This is a genomic window from Vibrio xiamenensis, assembly GCF_900100015.1.
Lineage (GTDB): Bacteria > Pseudomonadota > Gammaproteobacteria > Enterobacterales > Vibrionaceae > Vibrio > Vibrio xiamenensis.
In genome coordinates this window covers 65,509-86,312 of the sequence record NZ_FNDD01000005.1, presented here as the reverse complement: position 1 = coordinate 86,312, position 20,804 = coordinate 65,509, and the positions used below count along the sequence as shown (strand labels likewise).

General features: G+C 44.0%; 15 protein-coding genes. 12 read left to right on the top strand and 3 right to left on the bottom strand.

Going from position 1 to position 20,804, the window contains the following annotated elements:
* The first annotated feature begins 36 nt into the window (after positions 1–36).
* The 10 genes from pepN to rmf all read left to right on the top strand — a co-directional run bounded on the left by pepN (position 37) and on the right by rmf (position 16,511).
* Positions 37–2,643, top strand: coding sequence for an aminopeptidase N (pepN, locus tag BLS03_RS05950; RefSeq protein WP_093270802.1), 2,607 nt, complete (start codon positions 37–39; stop codon positions 2,641–2,643).
* A 49-nt stretch (positions 2,644–2,692) separates the two neighbouring features.
* Positions 2,693–2,911, top strand: coding sequence for a DUF2835 domain-containing protein (locus BLS03_RS05945; protein ID WP_093270799.1), 219 nt, complete (start codon positions 2,693–2,695; stop codon positions 2,909–2,911).
* A 187-nt stretch (positions 2,912–3,098) separates the two neighbouring features.
* A complete protein-coding gene (locus tag BLS03_RS05940) occupies positions 3,099–7,937 on the top strand; it encodes an NAD-glutamate dehydrogenase (protein WP_093270796.1) in 4,839 nt (1,612 codons plus the stop codon).
* Between the two features lie 45 nt (positions 7,938–7,982).
* Entirely contained in the window at positions 7,983–8,993 is a 1,011-nt protein-coding gene (gene pyrD / locus BLS03_RS05935) for a quinone-dependent dihydroorotate dehydrogenase (protein WP_093270794.1), read from the top strand.
* A gap of 175 nt (positions 8,994–9,168) precedes the next feature.
* Positions 9,169–9,714, top strand: coding sequence for a cell division protein ZapC (locus BLS03_RS05930; RefSeq protein WP_093270791.1), 546 nt, complete (start codon positions 9,169–9,171; stop codon positions 9,712–9,714).
* Positions 9,715–10,265: 551 nt separating this feature from the next.
* Positions 10,266–12,407 carry a bifunctional 23S rRNA (guanine(2069)-N(7))-methyltransferase RlmK/23S rRNA (guanine(2445)-N(2))-methyltransferase RlmL gene (rlmKL, locus tag BLS03_RS05925; protein WP_093270788.1) on the top strand — a complete coding sequence of 714 codons (2,142 nt, stop codon included), beginning with the start codon at positions 10,266–10,268 and terminating at the stop codon, positions 12,405–12,407.
* Positions 12,404–12,646, top strand: coding sequence for a glutaredoxin family protein (locus BLS03_RS05920; RefSeq protein WP_093270784.1), 243 nt, complete (start codon positions 12,404–12,406; stop codon positions 12,644–12,646). The genes rlmKL and BLS03_RS05920 overlap by 4 nt, the downstream gene beginning before the upstream one ends.
* Entirely contained in the window at positions 12,624–14,540 is a 1,917-nt protein-coding gene (locus BLS03_RS05915; RefSeq protein ID WP_093270781.1) for an ABC transporter ATP-binding protein, read from the top strand. The genes BLS03_RS05920 and BLS03_RS05915 overlap by 23 nt, the downstream gene beginning before the upstream one ends.
* Positions 14,541–14,551: 11 nt before the next feature.
* Positions 14,552–16,171 (top strand): DUF3466 family protein, encoded by a 1,620-nt coding sequence (locus BLS03_RS05910; protein WP_093270778.1) that lies wholly within the window; start codon positions 14,552–14,554, stop codon positions 16,169–16,171.
* Positions 16,172–16,337: 166 nt separating this feature from the next.
* Entirely contained in the window at positions 16,338–16,511 is a 174-nt protein-coding gene (rmf, locus tag BLS03_RS05905) for a ribosome modulation factor (protein WP_093271109.1), read from the top strand.
* A gap of 125 nt (positions 16,512–16,636) precedes the next feature.
* Here the strand turns inward: rmf and fabA are convergent, their stop codons facing one another.
* Together fabA and BLS03_RS05895 are read right to left on the bottom strand one after the other, a co-directional pair.
* Positions 16,637–17,155 (bottom strand): bifunctional 3-hydroxydecanoyl-ACP dehydratase/trans-2-decenoyl-ACP isomerase, encoded by a 519-nt coding sequence (gene fabA, locus BLS03_RS05900; RefSeq protein WP_093270775.1) that lies wholly within the window; start codon positions 17,153–17,155, stop codon positions 16,637–16,639.
* A gap of 65 nt (positions 17,156–17,220) precedes the next feature.
* Positions 17,221–18,867, bottom strand: coding sequence for a S16 family serine protease (locus BLS03_RS05895; RefSeq protein WP_093270772.1), 1,647 nt, complete (start codon positions 18,865–18,867; stop codon positions 17,221–17,223).
* A 157-nt stretch (positions 18,868–19,024) separates the two neighbouring features.
* Here BLS03_RS05895 and matP point away from each other — a divergent pair, with 157 nt between their 5' ends.
* Complete coding sequence (gene matP / locus BLS03_RS05890; protein ID WP_093270770.1) at positions 19,025–19,474, top strand: macrodomain Ter protein MatP; 450 nt, start codon at positions 19,025–19,027, stop codon at positions 19,472–19,474.
* Positions 19,475–19,498: 24 nt separating this feature from the next.
* Positions 19,499–19,813 carry a DUF3634 family protein gene (locus BLS03_RS05885; protein WP_093270767.1) on the top strand — a complete coding sequence of 105 codons (315 nt, stop codon included), beginning with the start codon at positions 19,499–19,501 and terminating at the stop codon, positions 19,811–19,813.
* 460 nt (positions 19,814–20,273) lie between these two features.
* Here BLS03_RS05885 and BLS03_RS05880 read toward each other — a convergent pair whose 3' ends face one another.
* Positions 20,274–20,648, bottom strand: a complete 375-nt coding sequence (locus BLS03_RS05880; RefSeq protein ID WP_093270764.1) for a hypothetical protein — start codon at positions 20,646–20,648, stop codon at positions 20,274–20,276.
* Between the last annotated feature and the right edge of the window lie 156 nt (positions 20,649–20,804).

The window sequence follows — 20,804 nt, the reverse complement described above, 5'->3', positions numbered from 1 at the left end:
TACTGTTCAAACCTAAATAGTCACAAGGATTTAGACATGGCTCAATCTCCTCAAGCCAAATATCGTAAAGATTATCAGTCTCCCTCTCATTCCATCACCGATATCGATTTGACATTTGATCTGTTTGATACTGAAACCGTGGTTGCCGCGGTGTCGCAAGTTAAGCAGCTTAAAGACAGTACATCTCTGTATCTAGACGGTGAAGAATTAGAGCTTAAAGCTCTGAGCATTAACGGCGAAGCTTGGTCTGACTACCAACTGGTCGAGGGCGGCATAGAGATCCATGGCTTACCACAACAATTTGAATTGACTGTGGTAACACAAATTAATCCTGAAGCGAATACCGCTTTGGAAGGTTTATATAAATCCGGTGGTGCATTTTGTACTCAATGTGAAGCCGAAGGTTTCCGCCGAATCACCTATTATCCAGACCGTCCTGATGTATTAGCCAAATACACCACAACGGTTATCGCAGATAAAGCGAGCTACCCATATTTGCTTAGCAATGGTAACCGCATTGACCAAGGCGAAGTAGAATCTGGCCGTCATTTTGTTAAATGGCAAGATCCGCATCCGAAGCCTGCGTATTTATTCGCACTTGTGGCCGGCGATTTTGATGTGCTTCGCGACCATTATGTGACTAAATCTGGCCGTGATGTGGCGCTTGAAATCTTTGTTGATAAAGGCAATTTAGATCGCGCAACCCATGCGATGACATCGCTAGTTAATTCCATGAAGTGGGATGAAACTCGTTTTGGCCTTGAATACGATTTAGACATTTACATGATTGTTGCTGTCGATTTCTTCAACATGGGCGCTATGGAGAATAAGGGGCTGAACGTCTTTAACTCCAAATATGTTCTTGCGAACGAAAACACCGCAACGGATACCGACTATCTTGGTATCGAGGCGGTTATCGGTCACGAATATTTCCATAACTGGACAGGTAACCGCGTGACTTGTCGCGACTGGTTCCAGTTAAGTTTGAAAGAAGGTTTGACGGTATTTCGCGATCAAGAGTTTTCGTCTGATCTTGGCTCTCGCGCGGTTAATCGTATTAACAATGTGCGTATTATTCGCGGCCCGCAATTTGCTGAAGATGCAAGCCCAATGTCACATCCGATTCGCCCTGATAAAGTGATCGAGATGAACAACTTCTACACCTTGACCGTGTATGAAAAAGGCAGTGAAGTGATTCGTATGATGCACACTTTACTCGGCGAAGACGGTTTCCAAAAAGGCATGAAGCTGTATTTTGAGCGTCATGATGGTACTGCCGCGACCTGTGAAGATTTTGTGTCGGCGATGGAAGATGCTTCCGGCGTAGATTTAACTCAGTTCCGTTTGTGGTACAGCCAATCAGGCACACCGAAAGTTACTGTCAGCAGTGAATACGACGCTGACGCAAAAACTTACGCGTTAACGATTGAGCAAGTGACTGAACCAACAAACAATCAAAGCGAAAAACAACCGTTACATATTCCATTCGACATCGAACTTTACGACAGTAAAGGGGAAGTAATTGAATTAATTATCGATGGCAAACCTGTTCATCATGTACTGGATGTGAAAGAGGCGAAACAAACGTTCGTATTTGAAAACGTATCTGAGCAACCTGTGCCATCATTACTGCGTGAGTTTTCTGCACCAGTTATTTTGGAATACGATTACCAAGACCAAGAACTGATTTTCTTGATGGTACATGCTCGCAACGAATTCGCGCGCTGGGACGCGGGGCAAATGTTGCTCGCGAAGTACATTCGTAGCAATATTTCGGCAGTACAAAATGGTGACGCTGTCACATTATCAGAGTCTGTGATTGATGCCTTCAGAGGGGTTTTGCTCAGCGCTGAGTTGGAACCTGCGTTCATTGCTGAAATGTTGTCACTACCTTCACATAATGAAGTGTCAGGCTGGTATCAATGCGTTGATGTTGATGCGATCGCTTTGGTACTGAAATCCATCAAAGAGACACTGGCGACAAGTCTAGAAGATGAGTTGCTTGCTGTGTATCGCAGTTTAGAACAACAGCAATACAGTATTGATCACGATGCGATCGGCAAACGTTCGCTGCGTAATACTTGTCTTTCTTACCTAGCACACACAGCGCAAGGTAATCACCTGGTTGAAGCGCAATATCAATCTGCCAACAATATGACAGACACGATGGCGGCAATGAGCGCGGCAAACCAAGCTCAATTACCATGTCGCGAAGCGTTGATGGCGGATTACAGTGATAAGTGGAAACACGATGGTTTGGTTATGGACAAGTGGTTTATGTTGCAGGGTACAAACCCAGCCGAAAATGCGCTGGAAGTGATCCAACAAACCATGAAACACGAAGCGTTCAGCTTGAAAAACCCTAACCGTACTCGTAGCTTAATCGGTGCATTTTTAGCCAATAACCCAGTACGTTTCCATGCGAAATCTGGCGAAGGCTACCGTTTTGCGGGTGAAATCCTGCGTGAGATGAACAGCAGCAATCCACAAGTTGCCTCACGTCTTATCGATCCATTGTTAAAATTCCGTAAATACGATGTTGAACGCCAAGCGTTAATCAAAAAGGAACTTGAAGCATTGAAGTCGATGGATAATCTCGCCAAAGATCTTTATGAAAAAGTAACGACAGCGCTAGACGCATAATGGAAAATGGCCAGTAATACTTAGGTTTTACTGGCCATTTTACTTTTAAATGAATTACTACTATTTCAATCTCAATGTTTCTTATCAATCATTCCTCGCGCACTATTCTGGTGTGGCAAGTGCTGTTGTCGTAATGGCTGACAACGGATTACGCCTACAAATTCCCGCCTCACGATTACGTCCGTTTTTGACTCAACTAGGTGTTAAAGGGCGCTTTCGACTCACAACTGACCAGCAAAATAAATTTCTAAAGTTAGAAATGCTATAACTTGCTTATAGCTCCGAGTTTTTATTAGAACCTCAATCACATTCTCGAACATTTCAACTGCATTGCGTGGAAAAGCGATAACGTTTTATCAATAAAGCTTTTACAATAAAACCGCATTACCAGTGTTAAGCGCTATGCTTAAAATATCCCTAATAAAAACAGATAATTCTAATCTTGGAGTGTGATTATGACCGCTCGTGAAACATTGATGCCGGTACTGCTCGAAAAAGTCTACAACTTAATTGATGACAAACTCGAGCCGGCCGATCAACCGCTAGTAACCCAACTCGCCCAACATCTTTTTAGCAACATATCGCATGATGACCTCATGCAAAGGAATGAGTCCGATCTATATGGTGCTGTTCTGAGTTTGTGGCAGCACATCAAAGACATCACGCCTTCGGATATTTCGGTTCGGGTTTTCAACCCAACCATCAGTCGCCAAGGATGGCAATCTACCCACACTATTGTGGAACTTGTTCTTCCAGACAGCCCATTTTTGGTTGACTCGATAAAAATGGCACTTAGCCGGTTGGATCTGGCATCGCACTTAATGTTGCATGGGCCAACTCAAATTCAACGCGCTAAAAAAGGGAATATTACAGCGATTAACAGTGGTGACGGTGAGCTGGTTTCACTGTTTCACATTGAAGTCGATCGTCTCAGTGACAAACAGGCGATGACATCACTCAAGGAAGAATTATTAAGTATTTTGTCTGACACTCGTTTAGTGGTTAACGATTGGCAAAAAATGTCAGACAAACTTGCGCAAGTCGTGGCAGAAGTTGAAGCCATGAAAGACAAAGTTGCCATCGAAGGTGACCGCGCAAAAGAAACCATCGAATTTCTGCGTTGGTTAGGGAATCACAATTTTACGTTTATGGGTTACAAAGAATACGACTTGGTCAATCAAGATGATGAAACTGAGTTGTGTCCAACCAAAGAGCCTGGGCTTGGATTATTTTCCAATCCGGCGCGTGTGCGCAGTGTAAAATTGTCCGAGTTTTCAGAGTCCGCTCGCCTTGAAGCGAGAAAACCTTTCTATCTGATTTTGACCAAAGGCAATTACCAGTCGCGGATTCATCGTCCTGCATATACCGATTACATTGGGATTAAGAAGTTTGATAACAATGGAAAAGTGATCGGTGAACATCGTTTTACCGGGCTTTACACTTCAGCCGTGTATAACCAAAGCGTCGAAAGTATTCCTCTGATTCGTGAAAAAGTTGAACGCATTCTTAGTGCCAGTGCATACCGTCACGGTTCCTATTCTTATAAAGCGCTCCACAATATTTTAGAAAACTATCCGCGTGACGAACTGCTTCAAGCGCGGGAAGAAGAACTTCTCGAAGTTGGAATGGGTGTTGTGCAGATGCAAGACCGCGATTTAATTCGTGTTTTTGTACGCAAAGACCCATTCGGACGTTTCTTCAGTTGCATGGTTTATGTCACCAAAGACCGTTATAACACCGAGTTACGCCGTCACACTCAACGAATTCTTAAACAGTCTTTCGGCTGTGAACAGGACGTTGAGTTCACCACGTATTTTTCGGAAAGCCCTTTGGCACGTACACACTACATAGTGCGTGTAGAAAACAACAACATTCCAGTCGATGTCAAAACAATAGAGCAAAATTTGATGGAAGCATCCGTTACTTGGGACGACAGACTCTCTGAAGCGATCGTTGCAAACATTGGTGAAAGCAAAGGTCTTTCATTATCAAAAGCTTACATGCGTGCATTTCCAAGATCGTATAAAGAAGATGTGATGCCTGGTTCCGCGGTTGATGACATCGTGCGCCTTGAAGCGCTGAGTGATGACAACAAATTGGGCATGCTGTTCTACAGGCCACAAGAACTGGGCCGTGATTCAAAAGCGGTGCGTTTCAAACTTTATCACCGTGATGAACCGATCCATCTATCCGATGTGATGCCGATGCTGGAGAATTTAGGTCTGCGTGTGATTGGCGAATCTCCTTATGAAGTGCACAAAGCTAATGGTCAAGTTTATTGGATCCTTGATTTTTCGATGCTGCATAAGAGTGATAAAAGTGTTGATCTTGGCGAAGCGCGTGATCGTTTCCAACAAGCTTTTGCGGCTATTTGGCAGGGCGAACTTGAAAGTGATGGCTTTAACCGTTTGGTTCTCGGTGCTTCATTGACCGGACGTGAAATTTCGATTTTACGTGCTTACGCCAGATATATGCGTCAAGTCGGCTTCCCATTTAGTCAGCACTACATCGAAGAGACCTTGAATCATTATCCTGATTTGGCCAAAGCGTTGGTGGATTTGTTTGCCGCCCGTTTTGATCCACAATCAAAAGGCAGTAAGCAAGAGCAACTGATCATCAATAGTATTACCGAGCAGTTGGATCGCGTGGAAAGCTTGGATGATGATCGTATTGTGCGTCGTTACATGGAAATGATCGTCGCGACATTGCGCACCAACTATTATCAACGTGATGAACAGCAACAAGCCAAAGCTTGGTTGTCTTTGAAAATGCGACCAAATGAGATCCCCGAAATTCCACAGCCGGTGCCGGCATTTGAGATTTTCGTCTACGCTGCCGATTTCGAAGGCGTGCACCTGCGCGGCGGAAAAGTGGCTCGTGGCGGATTACGTTGGTCGGATCGCCAAGAAGATTTTCGAACTGAGATCCTCGGTTTGGTGAAAGCGCAACAAGTTAAGAATACCGTAATTGTGCCAGTGGGTGCCAAAGGTGGCTTCGTTTGCAAACGTCAACCTGGGCTATCTAATCGTGATGAGATTTTTGCCGAAGGTCAACGTTGTTACAAACGTTTTATTCGTGCACTGCTTGATGTGTCTGACAACATTGTGGATGGCAATATTGTGGCACCTGAAAACGTGGTGCGTCATGATGAAGACGATCCTTATTTGGTGGTTGCCGCGGATAAAGGAACGGCGACGTTTTCGGATCTTGCCAACTCTGTTTCTGCTGAATACAACTTCTGGCTGGGGGATGCATTTGCATCCGGTGGCTCGAACGGTTACGACCATAAAGCGATGGGCATCACCGCAAAAGGTGGATGGGAGTCGGTAAAACGTCACTTCCGTGAAATGGGGATTGACTGCCAAACCACAGATTTCACTGCGGTGGGTATTGGCGATATGGCAGGCGATGTATTTGGTAACGGTATGTTGCTTTCGAAACACATTTGCCTGCAGGCTGCGTTTAACCACATGCATATTTTTATCGACCCAACACCGAATGCCCAAAAGAGCTGGCTGGAACGTGAACGCCTATTCAACTTACCGCGTTCAAGCTGGGAAGATTATGATTCCGCATTAATTTCAAAAGGCGGCGGCATTTTTTCTCGCAAAGCCAAATCGATCGTTCTGTCTCCAGAAATTCAAAAGATGCTTGGTACCAAAAAAGCGGCATTGGCACCGAATGAGCTGATCAAAATGATCCTCAAAATGCCTGTTGATTTACTGTGGAATGGTGGTATCGGCACTTACGTAAAATCATCAAAAGAGACTCATACCGATGTCGGCGACCGTGCTAACGACGTGTTGCGTGTTGATGGCCGCGAGTTAAAAGCTAAAGTTGTCGGTGAAGGTGGCAACTTAGGCATGACGCAGTTAAGTCGTATTGAATATGCGTTGAATGGCGGACGAGTCAACACCGATTTTGTCGATAACGTCGGCGGCGTTGATTGCTCGGATAATGAAGTCAACATTAAGATCTTCTTAAATGGCTTGGTTGCCAATGGCGATATGACGATCAAACAGCGCAATACGATCCTGAATTCGATGGAAGAAGAAGTCGGTCATATTGTACTTGAAGATGCTTATTTACAGTCCGAATCGATTTCGGTTACAGAGCAGCAAGGGATTAGTTTGGTTAAAGAGCAAATTCGTTTTATCCATGCAATGGAAAAATCGGGTCATCTAGATCGCGCCCTTGAGTATATTCCGGATGACGAAACCTTGCTCGAACGCGAAAAGCAGGGGTTCGGTCTGACTCGTCCAGAACTCTCTGTATTGGTTGCGTACGGTAAAATGGTACTTAAAGAAGAGTTGGCCCACGACGATATCGCTAATGACGAATACCATCATCAGCAGCTAGCGAATTACTTCCCAACTGAGTTACGCCGTCACTACGTGCAACAGATGAACACGCATCCGCTGCGTGCAGAAATCATTGCCACCGCACTGGCCAATCAGATGGTCAATGAAATGGGGTGCAATTTCGTCACTCGCTTGCAAGAAGAAACGGGCGCCAGCGTAGTTGAAGTTGCCAATGCTTATTCGGCGGCGCGAGAAATTTATGGCTTTGAAAAAGTTTTTGCGGCGATTCGATTGCTGGACAATAAAGCCACGACCAGTGCTCAGTATGATGTGATCTACTATGTGCGCCGTACGCTGCGCCGTTTGTCACGTTGGTTACTACGTAATAACCGAGGCAGCAATCAGAGTGTCAAAGATTTGGTCAAACTTTACCAGCCAGATGTGTTGATCATAACAGAGCAACTTGATCAAATGTTGGTACCAAGTGAAGTCGAAGAACACAATCAAATGGCCAAAGCCTGGATAGAACAGGGCATTGATAAACAAACGGCCAATTATGTTTCGCGTTTGTCGAGTTTACAGTCAGTACTGGATATATCAACAGTATCCCGTGAAAAAGGCAAATCTGTTGAACAAAGCGCTAAGTTGTACTTTAACTTGGGTGACCGTTTATCATTGCATTGGTTCTTGCAGCAAATTAACCATCAAGCGGTGGATAATAACTGGCAAGCACTGGCTCGAGCGGCGTTTCGTGAAGATCTGGATTGGCAGCAGCGCCAATTAACAGGTCAAGTGTTGAGTTGTCATCTTGATGATAAAGTGGATGTACTTGATGCTTTACAAGTTTGGATCCAAACCAATGAGCTTGCGCTAAAACGTTGGGAAAACATTCTTAACGAATTTAAAGTCGGTAGCGTGCACGAATTTGCCAAATTCTCAGTCGCATTAAGAGAATTAATGCTTTTAAATTTGAATTGTTCGGCAAATGAGTAAATAATAAGACCCCGTTTATACGGGGTTTTTTCTTTCGGAGGCACAATGCTTTACCGTTTAGCCAGAGCTGGCTTTTTCCAACTAGATGCCGAAAAGGCGCATGATCTAGCAATCCAAAATTTCAAACGTTTCACCGGTACACCTCTCGATCTTTTCTATCGTCAACAACTTCCTCATCGTCCAGTAGAGTGCATGGGCATCACTTTTCGTAATCCTGTCGGTTTGGCCGCTGGGCTTGATAAAAACGGCGAGTGTATCGAAGCGTTCGATGCGATGGGATTTGGTTTTGTTGAAGTCGGAACGGTGACACCACGTCCGCAACCGGGTAACGATCAACCTCGTTTATTTCGTCTTGTCGAGGCGGAAGGTATTATCAACCGCATGGGTTTCAATAACCTAGGCGTTGATCATTTGATCGAGAATGTGAAAAAAGCCAAGTTTGACTGTGTTCTGGGCATCAATATTGGCAAAAATAAAGACACGCCAATTGAAGATGGGGCGCAAGATTACCTTATCTGTATGGAAAAAGTGTACGAGTACGCTGGCTATATCGCGGTAAATATTTCATCGCCTAACACGCCAGGATTGAGAACGCTGCAATACGGTGAAGCCTTGGATGATCTTTTGGTAGCTTTGAAAAATAAGCAGGCGGAACTTGCTGAAAAACATGGCAAATATGTTCCCGTCGCATTAAAGATCGCACCAGATCTTAGTGATCAAGAACTCAAGCAGATCTGCGAATCTTTGATCAAAAATAACATCGATGGCGTGATTGCAACTAATACCACGCTAGACCGCACCATTGTTGAAGGCATGAAGCATGCTAATGAAGCGGGCGGTTTGAGTGGACGTCCTTTGCAATCACGAAGTACGGAAGTGATCCGCTTGTTACACCAAGAACTTGGCGATAAATTGCCGATCATTGGGGTAGGTGGTGTTGATTCTTTTGTGTCAGCAAAAGAAAAACTGATGGCAGGATCTAAACTTGTGCAAGTTTACTCTGGATTTATTTACAAAGGTCCAGGGCTGGTTGCGGAGATCGTCAAGAACATCTAGAAAGTGACGTCGTCACAGTTTCATTTATCTAAATAATTGATTTTTAGAAGAGGGAATGAGAAATCATTTCCTCTTTTTTTTCCTTTACGCGCTTATAGAATTGTCAGCATGTTCGGAAAGGTAATTAAGCGTTTTACCTTGTTTTAATCAATCACATTTAGAGAGAATTGGAACAATGCTTAAGCCCAATGATATGTGGACTTGGTACTATGACGATGGAGAAGGCTATTTAATGCTGGATCTAGGTCAAGACATGGTATTTAAGACCAACCTTTCTCAAAAACTGATTGTCGAATGTGCACAAGGCGTCAATGAGTTTTCTGTTGATGATGCCTCTGCTTTCCAAACTTACAAAGAACAAGTTGGCCTTTTGGCGCTTAGTCAGCCAAGACAAGCGGAGTTGCTATTGTATTGCGTAGCTGCAAAGCGTTTCCATAAGCCCGTACAGCCTAAGAGTTGGTTCTTTGACCGTCGTTCAGACGGCAGTTATGTACCGCAAGAAGGTGATTTAGTCAGTCTTGCAAATGGCTATGGTGAAAACCAGTGTATCGTCCTTGAAGTCGGCGATAATGCCAGCTTGTGTGCGTCAATAAGTTTGGACGAATTTCCATTAAATGGTAGTAAAACGCTGAAATTTGGCGAAGCCATTAAAGTGATGCATGACAGAATGGTATGCATCAATCACGAGTTCCTTGTTCAACCTATCGCTATGGTAGGTTGAAGCCCTTTCGTTCCTTTTTGTTTTACTTTCCCAATCGGCCTATGGCCGATTTTTTTTGCCTCAATGACAATCCTCCGAACTTAACACCAATTTCAATCCTGAATTGGTCACCATTTATTCATATTAAAGCTCAATTTTTGAGCCTCTTGGATGATACACAGCGGTGATGTTTGCCACTCAAATGTGAGATAGGTTGGAAAAATAGCTGTTTTTTTAAGCTCGAAATTTCACCTTTTTCTAAGACCATCCTTCGGTAATTCACCAAATATTCCTCTATTGAGTGCTTTTTGTAACTAAATTACAGCCAAAAACCACTGCTGGTATAGACCAAATTGGGTGCGAATAAGTATTCACTTCGCTTTTAAGCAACGTAATACGGTGAAATTGAGTGTCGGCTAAATGTGCCAAGCGATATATCGACCAGAAACGATTGATGTGGCGATTAAATGACCGAACAGATGACTATTTGGGATTTATCTTGGTTAAGGTTTATGTTCTTGAGGTGGAATTGTTTATAATCAGCAGTCATTTTCAGAGTAAAAAAGAGCACTATGCACCACTATCTCGCGGTTACTTCTAACGGGCTGGAAAATTTACTGGCTGACGAGCTTGCTCAGTTAGGAATCGAAAATCCAAGTCCTGTTCAAGCTGGCGTAAAATTTAAGGCGACCAACGAGCAGATTTATCGTTGTTGTTTATGGAGTCGGCTTGCATCTCGCTTTGTACGAATTCTGTCGGAATTTAACTGCCAAGATGATATGGATCTGTATTTATCGACCGCAGCGATTAACTGGGTAGGCCAGTTCCATAGCTCGAAGAAGTTTGTCGTCGATTTCAACGGCACTAATCGCGAAATACGCAACAGTCAGTATGGCGCGATGAAGGTCAAAGACGCGATAGTGGATGCTTTCAATAAACGTAATCTACCGCGCCCGACGATCGATAAAGATCAACCTGATCTTCGCATTCACGTTCGTTTACACAAAGAAAATGCTTTGCTTGGCATTGATATGGTGGGTGCTGGGCTTCACCAGCGCGGCTATCGTCCTGCTTCTGGTAAAGCGCCACTTCGCGAAACCTTGGCTGCGGCAATTGTGCTACGTAGTGGCTGGGACAACAGTAAACAACTGCTAGACCCTATGTGTGGTTCGGGAACTCTGCTTATCGAGGCGGCGATGATCGCGGCCAACATGGCGCCTGGAGTGAATCGCAAGTATTGGTGCTTTGAATCGCTAGAAGATTTTGACCGTGAACTTTGGGCACAAATTAAATCTGAAGCCAGTGTGCAAGCAAGACGTGGTGTCAAAAAAGTTGACGCTAAGTTCTATGGTTTCGATAACGACGAGCGGGTATTAAATATCGCACGCGAAAACGCGAAACGTGCCGGTGTTGACGAGCTTATCGATTTCTCGCTGGGTGATGCGGCAACCTTGACTTGCCCACAAGGTTTTGAAAACGGTGTGATCATTTGTAACCCGCCTTACGGCGAACGCCTAGGCACGCATCCAGGTCTGATTGCGCTCTACACTGCATTTGGCGCTCAGCTAAAAGCACATTTTGGTGGTTGTCAGGCATCCATTTTCTCGAGTTCAGACGAATTGCTCAGCTGTTTGCGCATGCGAGCAGAGAAACAGTTTAAATTGAATAATGGTGCGTTACCGTGTCACCAAAAGAACTACTCAATTTCTGCTCGTAGTCAGCAAACGGCAAACGATGGCAACCAAGTTGTTGAGCAGGCAGTGGTTGCGCCGGATTTCTCCAATCGTCTCAAGAAGAACATTGCCAAGATTGGCAAATGGGCACGTAAAGAGAAACTCGACTGCTACCGTATTTATGATGCCGATTTACCCGATTACAACGTGGCGATTGATAGATACCAAGACCATCTGGTTATTCAAGAATATTCGGCGCCAAAGAGCATTCCCGAAGAGACAGCAAAACGCCGACTCACTGATATTATTCGTGCGACGATCGGCGTGACCGAAGTGGATGCCAATAACGTGGTGCTCAAAGTACGTGAACGTCAAAAAGGCCGCGCTCAATACCAAAAGTTGGCTCAACAATCTGAAACACTGCAAGTCAATGAATACGGTGTCACGTTACAAGTCAATTTATACGATTATCTCGATACCGGTCTGTTCCTTGATCATAAGTTAACCCGCAAAATGCTGGGAGAAATGTCGAGCGGCAAAGATTTTCTTAACCTGTTTGCTTATACCGGCTCTGCGACCGTGCACGCGGCGAAGGGCGGAGCTCGTTCAACCACCACGGTAGATATGTCTAATACTTATCTTGATTGGGCTAAAGAAAATATGAAGCTCAATGGTTTGGTGGGGCGTCAGCACCAATATATTCAAGCGGATTGCCTGCAATGGCTGGAAAAAGCGAGCGGTGAATACGACCTGATTTTTATTGACCCACCAACGTTTTCAAACTCAAAACGTATGGAGCAGAGCTTTGATGTACAACGTGACCACATTCAGTTGATGCGTAATTTGAAACGCTTGCTGCGTCCAAACGGAGTGATTGTGTTTTCTAACAATAAGCGTCATTTCAAAATGGACGAAGATTCACTTAAAGAGATTGGCTTGAGTGCTCGCAACATTTCAGCGAAAACATTGCCAATGGACTTTGCTCGTAACAAGCAAATTCATAACTGTTGGTTGGTGGAACATTGCCAAACGGGCCAATGATTACTTTATATAGCACGTCTGGATGCCATCTCTGTGAGATGGCATTAGCTTTATTTAAAGAGCTGAATATATTAGATAAAATCGACGTTATTGATATCGCATTTAACGACGCACTGTTTTCTCGTTACGGCGTCACGATACCAGTAGCACATATCGACGGCGAAGAGCTATTTTGGCCGTTTAATTTACAAGAATTGAAAGAGTGGTTGAATAAAAATGGCGTTACTTACCATTCATAATGGGCTTTTGGCTTTCGGCGATCATCCGTTGCTCGATCATGCTGATTTTGCTTTGCAAGAAAACGAGCGCGTCTGTCTGGTTGGGCGTAATGGCGCGGGTAAATCAACATTGATGAAGGTGTTGGCACGTGAAGTCCAGCTTGATGATGGCAAACTACAGATTACTCAAGATGTGGTGGTATCTCGTTTAGAGCAAGATCCACCGCGTAATGAGCAAGGTACAGTGTTTGATTATGTCTCGGGTGGGCTTGCCGAGGTGGGCGAAACCTTAAAGATCTACCAAGATCAATTAGATCTGATTGCTCACGACCCATCAGATGCGAATATCAACAAGTTAGCTCGTATTCAAGAGCAGCTTGAACACTCCGGTGCGTGGCGATTTGAAGATCGGATCAAAAACGTACTTTCTGCTCTGGCGTTAGACCCGCACACCAAGTTGACGGATTTATCGGGTGGTTGGCAGCGTAAAGCGGCTTTGGCACGCGCACTGGTTTCGGATCCTGACGTGTTATTGCTCGACGAACCAACCAACCATCTCGACGTTACCACCATTGAGTGGCTAGAAACGTTTTTAAAAGACTTTCGCGGTTCGATCATCTTTATTTCTCACGACCGTGCATTTATTAAGTCGATGGCAACACGCATTGTTGACCTTGACCGCGGACAACTCAACTCTTTTCCTGGTGATTACGATAACTATCTGACTGAAAAAGAAGAAATGTTACGTGTTGAAGAGATGCAGAACGCGGAGTTTGACAAAAAGCTCGCTCAAGAAGAAGTGTGGATTCGTCAAGGGATCAAAGCGCGACGTACTCGCAATGAGGGGCGCGTCCGTGCCTTGAAAAAACTCCGTGAAGAGCGTCAAGATCGTCGTGAAGTGCAGGGGAAAGCAAACATTCAAATCGATGATGCATCACGCTCTGGAAAAATCGTCTTTGAAGCTGAGCATTTGAGTTATCAAATTGATGATAAATCGATTGTTAAAGACTTTAGTTTCAATATCATGCGAGGGGACCGTATCGCTCTTATCGGGCCAAACGGCTGCGGTAAAAGTACCTTACTTAAGTTGCTACTGGGCTCGCTAGAGGCAGACAGCGGTCGTTTACACTGTGGTACTAAGCTTGAGGTTGCCTATTTCGACCAATATCGTGAAGTGCTCGATCCTGAAAAGTCGGTCATTGATAATTTGGCCGATGGAAAACAAGAAGTTATGGTCGGTGGTCGTCAGCGTCACGCGCTGAGCTACTTGCAAGATTTCTTATTTGCGCCAAAACGAGCAAGAACGCCCGTCAAAGCCTTGTCTGGCGGCGAGAAAAACCGCTTACTATTAGCGCGTATTTTCCTGAGACCAAACAATTTGTTGGTGTTAGATGAACCAACTAACGATCTAGATATCGAAACATTGGAACTTTTGGAAGATTTGCTTGCCAATTATCAGGGTACTTTGCTTCTGGTGAGCCACGATCGTCAATTTGTCGATAATACGGTGACCACCAGTTGGATATTCGAAGGTGATGGCAAAATCGAAGAGTTTGTTGGTGGCTATCACGATGCGCAGCAGCAGCGTGAGCAAGCCAAAGCCGCAAGACGCAGTGAGCCCGCGAAAGTGGTGAAAACGCCGCTCGAGTCGGAAACTAAGCAAATCGCTGCAGAAAAGCCAAAAGCGAAGAAGTTATCCTACAAGTTACAGCGTGAGCTTGAAGAGTTACCCGCGCGTTTAGAGCAGTTGGAAAGTGATATTGAAGCCTTGCAAATGCAGGTTAATGATCCCAACTTTTTCAGCCAAGACGTCGAATCAACGCAACCCGTGTTGGACAAGCTTTCACAAGCTGAACAAGATTTAGAAATTGCATTTGAGCGCTGGGAAGAGCTCGAATCGATGCAACAGGAATAGTTAAAATTAAAATGAGTAGTAAAACATTTAAATTGTCAGCTGTCGCAGCTACGGTGTTCACCGCATTAAGTGCCAATGCAGCGATTTATAACGTGACACAATACGCACCGGAAGGCACAGATGTTGACACTTACGGTGTCGCGATTGGTCAAAGCTCGCCGGTATCAGAAGCTGACTCAAGTACTTCGTGTTGGACGACTGGCTGTACGGCGACCGACTATGATATTGCGGTGGAAACTAAAAAATACCCTGAGGGGTTTAGTTACCGTGATGAAGCGCCGTTTTTCTTGCGCTACGGCTACGAATATTTAGCTGATGATTACGATGGTTTTGAAGACTACTGTAACGTTTTCTTGGGCTACACCGATTCACTGTGTGAAGATTGGGCTGAAGAGCAATGGGAAGGCTATTCTTACGAGTTAAACGGTAATTATGATAACTCCATTGCCTATTTGTATAGTACGTCAAGTGAAGTCGCCAGTGAGAATACGGTTGTCAATGCTATTAATAGTGATGGTGTAGTCATAGGTAACGCGTATGAGGGCGACTCACTTCGCACTACAGCGTTTGTCGATGGTTCTTCGTTAGATTTACCATCTTCGGGTACCTTTACGGCGTCACATGCTTGGAATCAAATCAGCGATGGGTCAAGTACTTATACAGTGGGTAGTATTTCTACAGAATATGACGATGAATCAAGTACTTCTAAAGCGACAGTTTGGGTTGATGGCGAGCCTACGCAAATATCTTGGGTAAGTGCGGAAGCCAGTTCTAGTGTTGCACCGCAAGGTAGCGCCCGTGACATTATTTACGATTCCGACAACAGCACTTTGTATGCGGTGGGTTATAACTCAAACAGCAAAGAACGTTTGATTGCCAGTGTGTTTAAGTCAACGGACTCAGGCGCGACTTGGAGTAATACCTTCGTTAGTAACTTTAAATACGATGTAGAAGACGATTATGCAAACTCGGTACTGACATCGGTTAACGACAACAAAGTTGCTATTGGTACCGCTAAGCTTGAAGAAGCGCGTAACGGTGCTTATGCCAACGGGTTGTTTTACGTGACTAACGTTGCATCGCCAAGCTATAAAGAGTTCTCAGGCAGCATCTTCTTCTCAGGTGCCAATGGTGAAGCGGGTGCAATTAACAACTACAACGAAGTGGTTGGTACCATCGACTATGAAACTCATCGAGAAATCAATGGTAACCCACGCGCGCAGCGCGGCTTTATCGCGCCTTTGAAAGTGTCTGGTAGTACCAATAATCCTCGCGATGTGTTTGGCAATACCGCATATTATCTGGATGATTTAACCAATGATGGTTCTGCGTCATCAAACAATAACCAGTATCGTATTTTTAAAGCATCTGATATTAACGATGATGGCGTTATTGCTGCGACAGCGTATTACTGCGCGGGTGGGTATGACACGACAAATATTGATTCGACCTGTGGTGCTGGTACGCAAGATGAAAAAATCGTTGCGGTACGTTTAACACCGATCAGTGGCGCGACCAATTCTGATATCGAAACTCGTGGTGAAACTGAGGTGACCGTGTCACGCAGTGGCGGCTCGCTTGGTTGGATCACTCTGACCTTGTTAGGCTTTATTCGGTTCCGTAAAAAATAGGTCAAATTTTCATCTAGAGCACAGGTTCACAAAAATGGATCTGTGCTTTTTTTCGCCTTGAGAAAGACCGAAAAATGATCGATCCTTAATTGTGGAGTCACAAAAACTCCATCAATTCGTAACAGTATTTTGTAATATACAAATCACAGTGTATGAGGATGACATGATGAAGAGACAAAAGCGTGACCGCCTAGAGCGAGCTCAATCTCAAGGTTATAAAGCTGGCCTCAATGGGCGTTCTGTAGAAGCTTGCCCGTATTCTCAGATGGATGCACGATCATATTGGTTAGGAGGCTGGCGCGACGCTAGAGAAGAGAAACAAATGGGTCTCTATAAATAACTTTTACTCCACATACAATTTGCCCCTTGATTAGGGGCTTTTAAATACACTTTAATGCACTATAACTAACTATCTTGGTAACAAAAAAGCGACTCAGAAGAGTCGCTTAATCAATCAGTTAATGCTTAAAACGCAGAAGTATCTTGGAAAAGACCGACTTTTAAGTCTTTCGCTACGTAGATTTCTTTTCCATCCACTAACACGCGGCCATCGGCTAGGCCCATCACTAATTTACGGTTCACAACGCGCTTCATATTGATTTCGTAAGTGACTTTTTTCGCCGTAGGGAGAATTTGACCGGTGAATTTTACTTCGCCAACACCCAGAGCACGGCCTTTACCTTTGCCGCCAACCCAACCAAGGAAGAAGCCAACTAATTGCCACATAGCATCAAGACCCAAGCAGCCCGGCATTACTGGGTCTCCAGGGAAGTGACAGTCAAAGAACCACAAATCTGGTGTGATATCTAATTCTGCTAGGATAAGACCTTTACCGAATTCGCCTTCAGTTTCAGACATCTTGCTAATACGATCCATCATCAACATGTTTGGTGCTGGAAGTTGAGGATAACCTGGGCCAAAAAGTTCACCTTGGCTTGAGGCTAGTAGATCGTCACGATTGTATGATTCACGTCTGTTTTGCATTATTCGCTTACTCCAAGTTTTGATAGCAGCATGTTAGTGAACACGTGTAAGCTAAACAACTCCGATCAGTGCTTAACGAACCAGTTTTTGATATGTTCCACAATAGTAGGAGGATGTTCATGCTTTTCATAGTTTTCAATACGTTCTGCGATTTTACTTATCACACTCGATTCATCTTCACCGCGAAACGGTTTACCCATAATTAATGGGATGGCTTCATCAACATGAGAAACCGACCAAATATGAAAGTCGCCATTCTTGATACTATGGATGACATCTTTATTAAGTGCCAAATGCTTCAAGTTAGATTTAGGTAATATCACGCCTTGCTGACCAGTGAAGCCTTGATACTGGCAAACGCGGTAGAAACCTTCGATTTTTTCGTTTAGGCCACCAACGGCTTGTACACGGCCAAACTGGTCAACTGCACCAGTAACGGCAATTTGCTGATTAATAGGGTACTCAGAGAGCGCACTCACAAAGCTGCATAGTTCAGCCAGCGATGCACTGTCACCGTCAACTTCGCAATAAGACTGCTCAAAAACCACGGAAGCCGAGTAGGGTAATGGTTCATCAAGATTAAGCTCACTGCTGACAAATGCTTGCATGATCATCATGCCTTTTGCGTGGAGATTACCGCCAAGCTCTGCTTTTCGTTCTACATCGGCAATATCACCGTCACCGAAATGAATGACGCACGAAATACGCGCTGGTTCACCGTATGCTAACGGATGCCCAGGAATATCAACTACCGTTAAACCATTGACTTGTCCGACGCGCTCTCCGTCAGTTTCGATAATCACTTGGCCATCTAAGATATCTGAAAGAGCACGTTCAGGAAGATAATTCTCTCGCTGGTAACGTTTATCGAGTGCAGTTTCTATCGCAAGGGCATCAAGCTGTAGTTTATCCGTTGCCAAAACCGACGCTTCGGTGAGTAATGCGCGATTCCAAAATACATCCAGCGACATGTAATTTTGATCTTCGCTAAACCTTGCACTGGCGCTCATTAGCGCCTGAATGGCACTTGAACCCAAGGTTGGCAATTGATACTCACATTCCAACCATTTCACAAAACTTAAATAATCATCAATCGACTGTTCATTCAGCGCAAGTTCAAGCTCCATCTCGCCGAACATACCAAACCCAGTTAATAAATCAGGCTCAATAAAATCGAGATCGGCGAGTTGATTGCGATCGCCCACAACCAAGATTTTGGCGCTTGTGGTTTCTGTAATTGGATTCGCAAGCAAGTTCTTGTTGATGGATAACGGACTTAATTCATTTTGCATTAACGCCGCTTTTATATGTGGCCAATTATCACCGTTTTTGAGCAAAAGGGTCGCAGATACTATAAGAAAGCCATTTTGTGCATCGACGAATAAACCAGGCCGATAGACATTGAGTTCACCCGTTTCGGATGCCGAGTAATGACCGAGTATGTCTTGGATATTTTGGGACTCTGTTGTCAACACCGGCGCACTGGTGAATGTCTGTAGCTGAGAGCAGATCAAACGGCGGTACAAGGCGTTATCTGGCGCGTTAACTAAACAAATCTTTGAAGCGTTGCTGTTTACAAATGCCGACAACGATTGCTGGAGACGTTTTTGAGCACACCAAAAACTGGGCGATGCTAACTCGCTAACTTGATTAATTTTTTTTTCGTAAATGTCGTAATTAGGTACGAGGGAATGCCAGGTCTCTTGGTTCATCGAACAGTAACTGATTGCTTTATAAAGGGGGCAAATTATATAGAAAAAGGGAGACAGGGCATAGAGCTAATGATCTCCATCTAGTTTTAACCAAAAAAAATTGTAGTTGACAGTTGTCTGGGTTACGCTGTCACTCAAAGGATCAAGGAACACACTCATGAAATATCAACAGCTCGAAAACCTAGAATGTGGTTGGAAGTGGAAGTATCTGATAAAAAAATGGAAAGAGGGTGAAAACATCACTCGCCATATCGATACCAGTGAAGCTGATGCTGCTATAAAAATTCTCGTTGAAATCGAGCATGAGCCCACCAAAGTGACCGAGTGGATTGATAATCATATGGCGTTTGAGCTAAACAATAAACTCAAACAAGCGATTCGTGCCAAACGAAAACGTCACTTTAATGCTGAGCAAGTTCACACTAAAAAGAAATCAATCGATTTAGACTACCGTGTATGGGAGAAACTCTCTCAACGTGCGAACGAACTTGGCTGTACTTTATCAGATGCCATTGAATATCTGCTTTCAGAAGCATCTCGTAGCGAAAAAGCCAGCCGAACGGTCAGCAGTTTAAAAGAAGACTTAAGCAAATTGCTTTCTGATTAAACCATTTAAGCGAGGAACATCGTTATGTTGTATGTAATTTTGATTGCCGCCATCGTTATTTTCTGGCTTTTTGTGGTCGACCGACCGGTACTTAAAGTTGAATTTAAAGATGGACACATAACGAAATCAAAAGGTCATTTTCCGCCAAAGTTTAAACACAACGTTGCAGAAATCGCAGAAGTTACGCCGTTTGATGGCGATCTTAAAGTGTATCAGCGCCGCTCTGGGTTTAAGTTGGTATTTTCCAAGCAAATGCCCAAGAAAGTACAACAGCGAATTAAAAATGTCTTTCCTCATCAAGGATTCAGTGCATCTGGCAAGCGCGTTAAACACCATTGATGTATGCCAAGCAATAAAATGAGTTAAGGCTTTACGCTAGGTAAAAAAACAAGCATCAAGCATAAAGCCTGACTCGATTTCTAATCTAACCATCTCAAACAAAGCCAACATAACAGACAATCCATAGAATCAAACACACAGTTCGAAACAGCCATTTGTTACAAACGACAGCGCCGTATTTAAAATCTATCCAGACTAGCTCTGATAACACAGCCAGATTTCACGTAGCAGCGCCTCAAATTACCGCAATCTTAGTTCGCATTATGTATATTATGTTAAATTATATATCCATGTAGATAAGAACATTACCTTTTACGCTGATACATGTCCCTCTATCCTCATTTCTTCCTTTGTCATTAAACATAATTGTTATTTACCATAAAATACCTAATAATCAGTTTGTTAATCTACGAATCACACTCTGATTATTAGGCGCCTGGTTTTGCTTTTGTAAATCACGTTACGGCATAGAAATGTTGAGGACGTGCTGTGTTTGGTCTGGCGCTTGAAACTCTACCTTGAACTGCTTGGCGTTTGTTGTGATATTCCAATGCGTGTCTCGCGCGTCAACTTGTACCTGTTCATTACCGAACCGATTCAGTTTCCAGTTCGAGCTTGGTTTTAGAATCCTTAGGTGCTGTGCGTCAATCTGTTTTATCTGGATTTTAGTTTGAGCAATATCGCTGCTGCATTGCTTGTCTTGAATCACGCATGTGTTGTTTGGTGTCGTTTGGGGTTGATGCTGATACGTTCGCCAAATAAATGCCGCAATTAAGATGGCTAACATGATACTGATTTGTGTGAGCCTTGCTGGCGTGAGCTTCTGTACTGGCATTGATTTACGGTCTCCATGCAACAAAGTTCAAAGTTTTGACATAAAAGCCCTTAACCAGAACGTTTGTAAGGGTTACTGCCCTGTCATTAAAATGTTAAATGAATTATAGTTATCGCTTGAAAATGCTGCTTTTTTTAAAATCGATTTGGAAAATTA

Bases quoted from the DNA above. Each gene is read 5' to 3' on its own strand.
- pepN (WP_093270802.1), top strand. From the start codon at position 37: ATGGCTCAATCTCCTCAAGCCAAATATCGTAAAGATTATCAGTCTCCC.
- BLS03_RS05945 (WP_093270799.1), top strand. From the start codon at position 2,693: ATGAATTACTACTATTTCAATCTCAATGTTTCTTATCAATCATTCCTC.
- BLS03_RS05940 (WP_093270796.1), top strand. From the start codon at position 3,099: ATGACCGCTCGTGAAACATTGATGCCGGTACTGCTCGAAAAAGTCTAC.
- pyrD (WP_093270794.1), top strand. From the start codon at position 7,983: ATGCTTTACCGTTTAGCCAGAGCTGGCTTTTTCCAACTAGATGCCGAA.
- BLS03_RS05930 (WP_093270791.1), top strand. From the start codon at position 9,169: ATGCTTAAGCCCAATGATATGTGGACTTGGTACTATGACGATGGAGAA.
- rlmKL (WP_093270788.1), top strand. From the start codon at position 10,266: ATGCACCACTATCTCGCGGTTACTTCTAACGGGCTGGAAAATTTACTG.
- BLS03_RS05920 (WP_093270784.1), top strand. From the start codon at position 12,404: ATGATTACTTTATATAGCACGTCTGGATGCCATCTCTGTGAGATGGCA.
- BLS03_RS05915 (WP_093270781.1), top strand. From the start codon at position 12,624: ATGGCGTTACTTACCATTCATAATGGGCTTTTGGCTTTCGGCGATCAT.
- BLS03_RS05910 (WP_093270778.1), top strand. From the start codon at position 14,552: ATGAGTAGTAAAACATTTAAATTGTCAGCTGTCGCAGCTACGGTGTTC.
- rmf (WP_093271109.1), top strand. From the start codon at position 16,338: ATGAAGAGACAAAAGCGTGACCGCCTAGAGCGAGCTCAATCTCAAGGT.
- fabA (WP_093270775.1), bottom strand. From the start codon at position 17,155: ATGCAAAACAGACGTGAATCATACAATCGTGACGATCTACTAGCCTCA.
- BLS03_RS05895 (WP_093270772.1), bottom strand. From the start codon at position 18,867: ATGAACCAAGAGACCTGGCATTCCCTCGTACCTAATTACGACATTTAC.
- matP (WP_093270770.1), top strand. From the start codon at position 19,025: ATGAAATATCAACAGCTCGAAAACCTAGAATGTGGTTGGAAGTGGAAG.
- BLS03_RS05885 (WP_093270767.1), top strand. From the start codon at position 19,499: ATGTTGTATGTAATTTTGATTGCCGCCATCGTTATTTTCTGGCTTTTT.
- BLS03_RS05880 (WP_093270764.1), bottom strand. From the start codon at position 20,648: ATGCCAGTACAGAAGCTCACGCCAGCAAGGCTCACACAAATCAGTATC.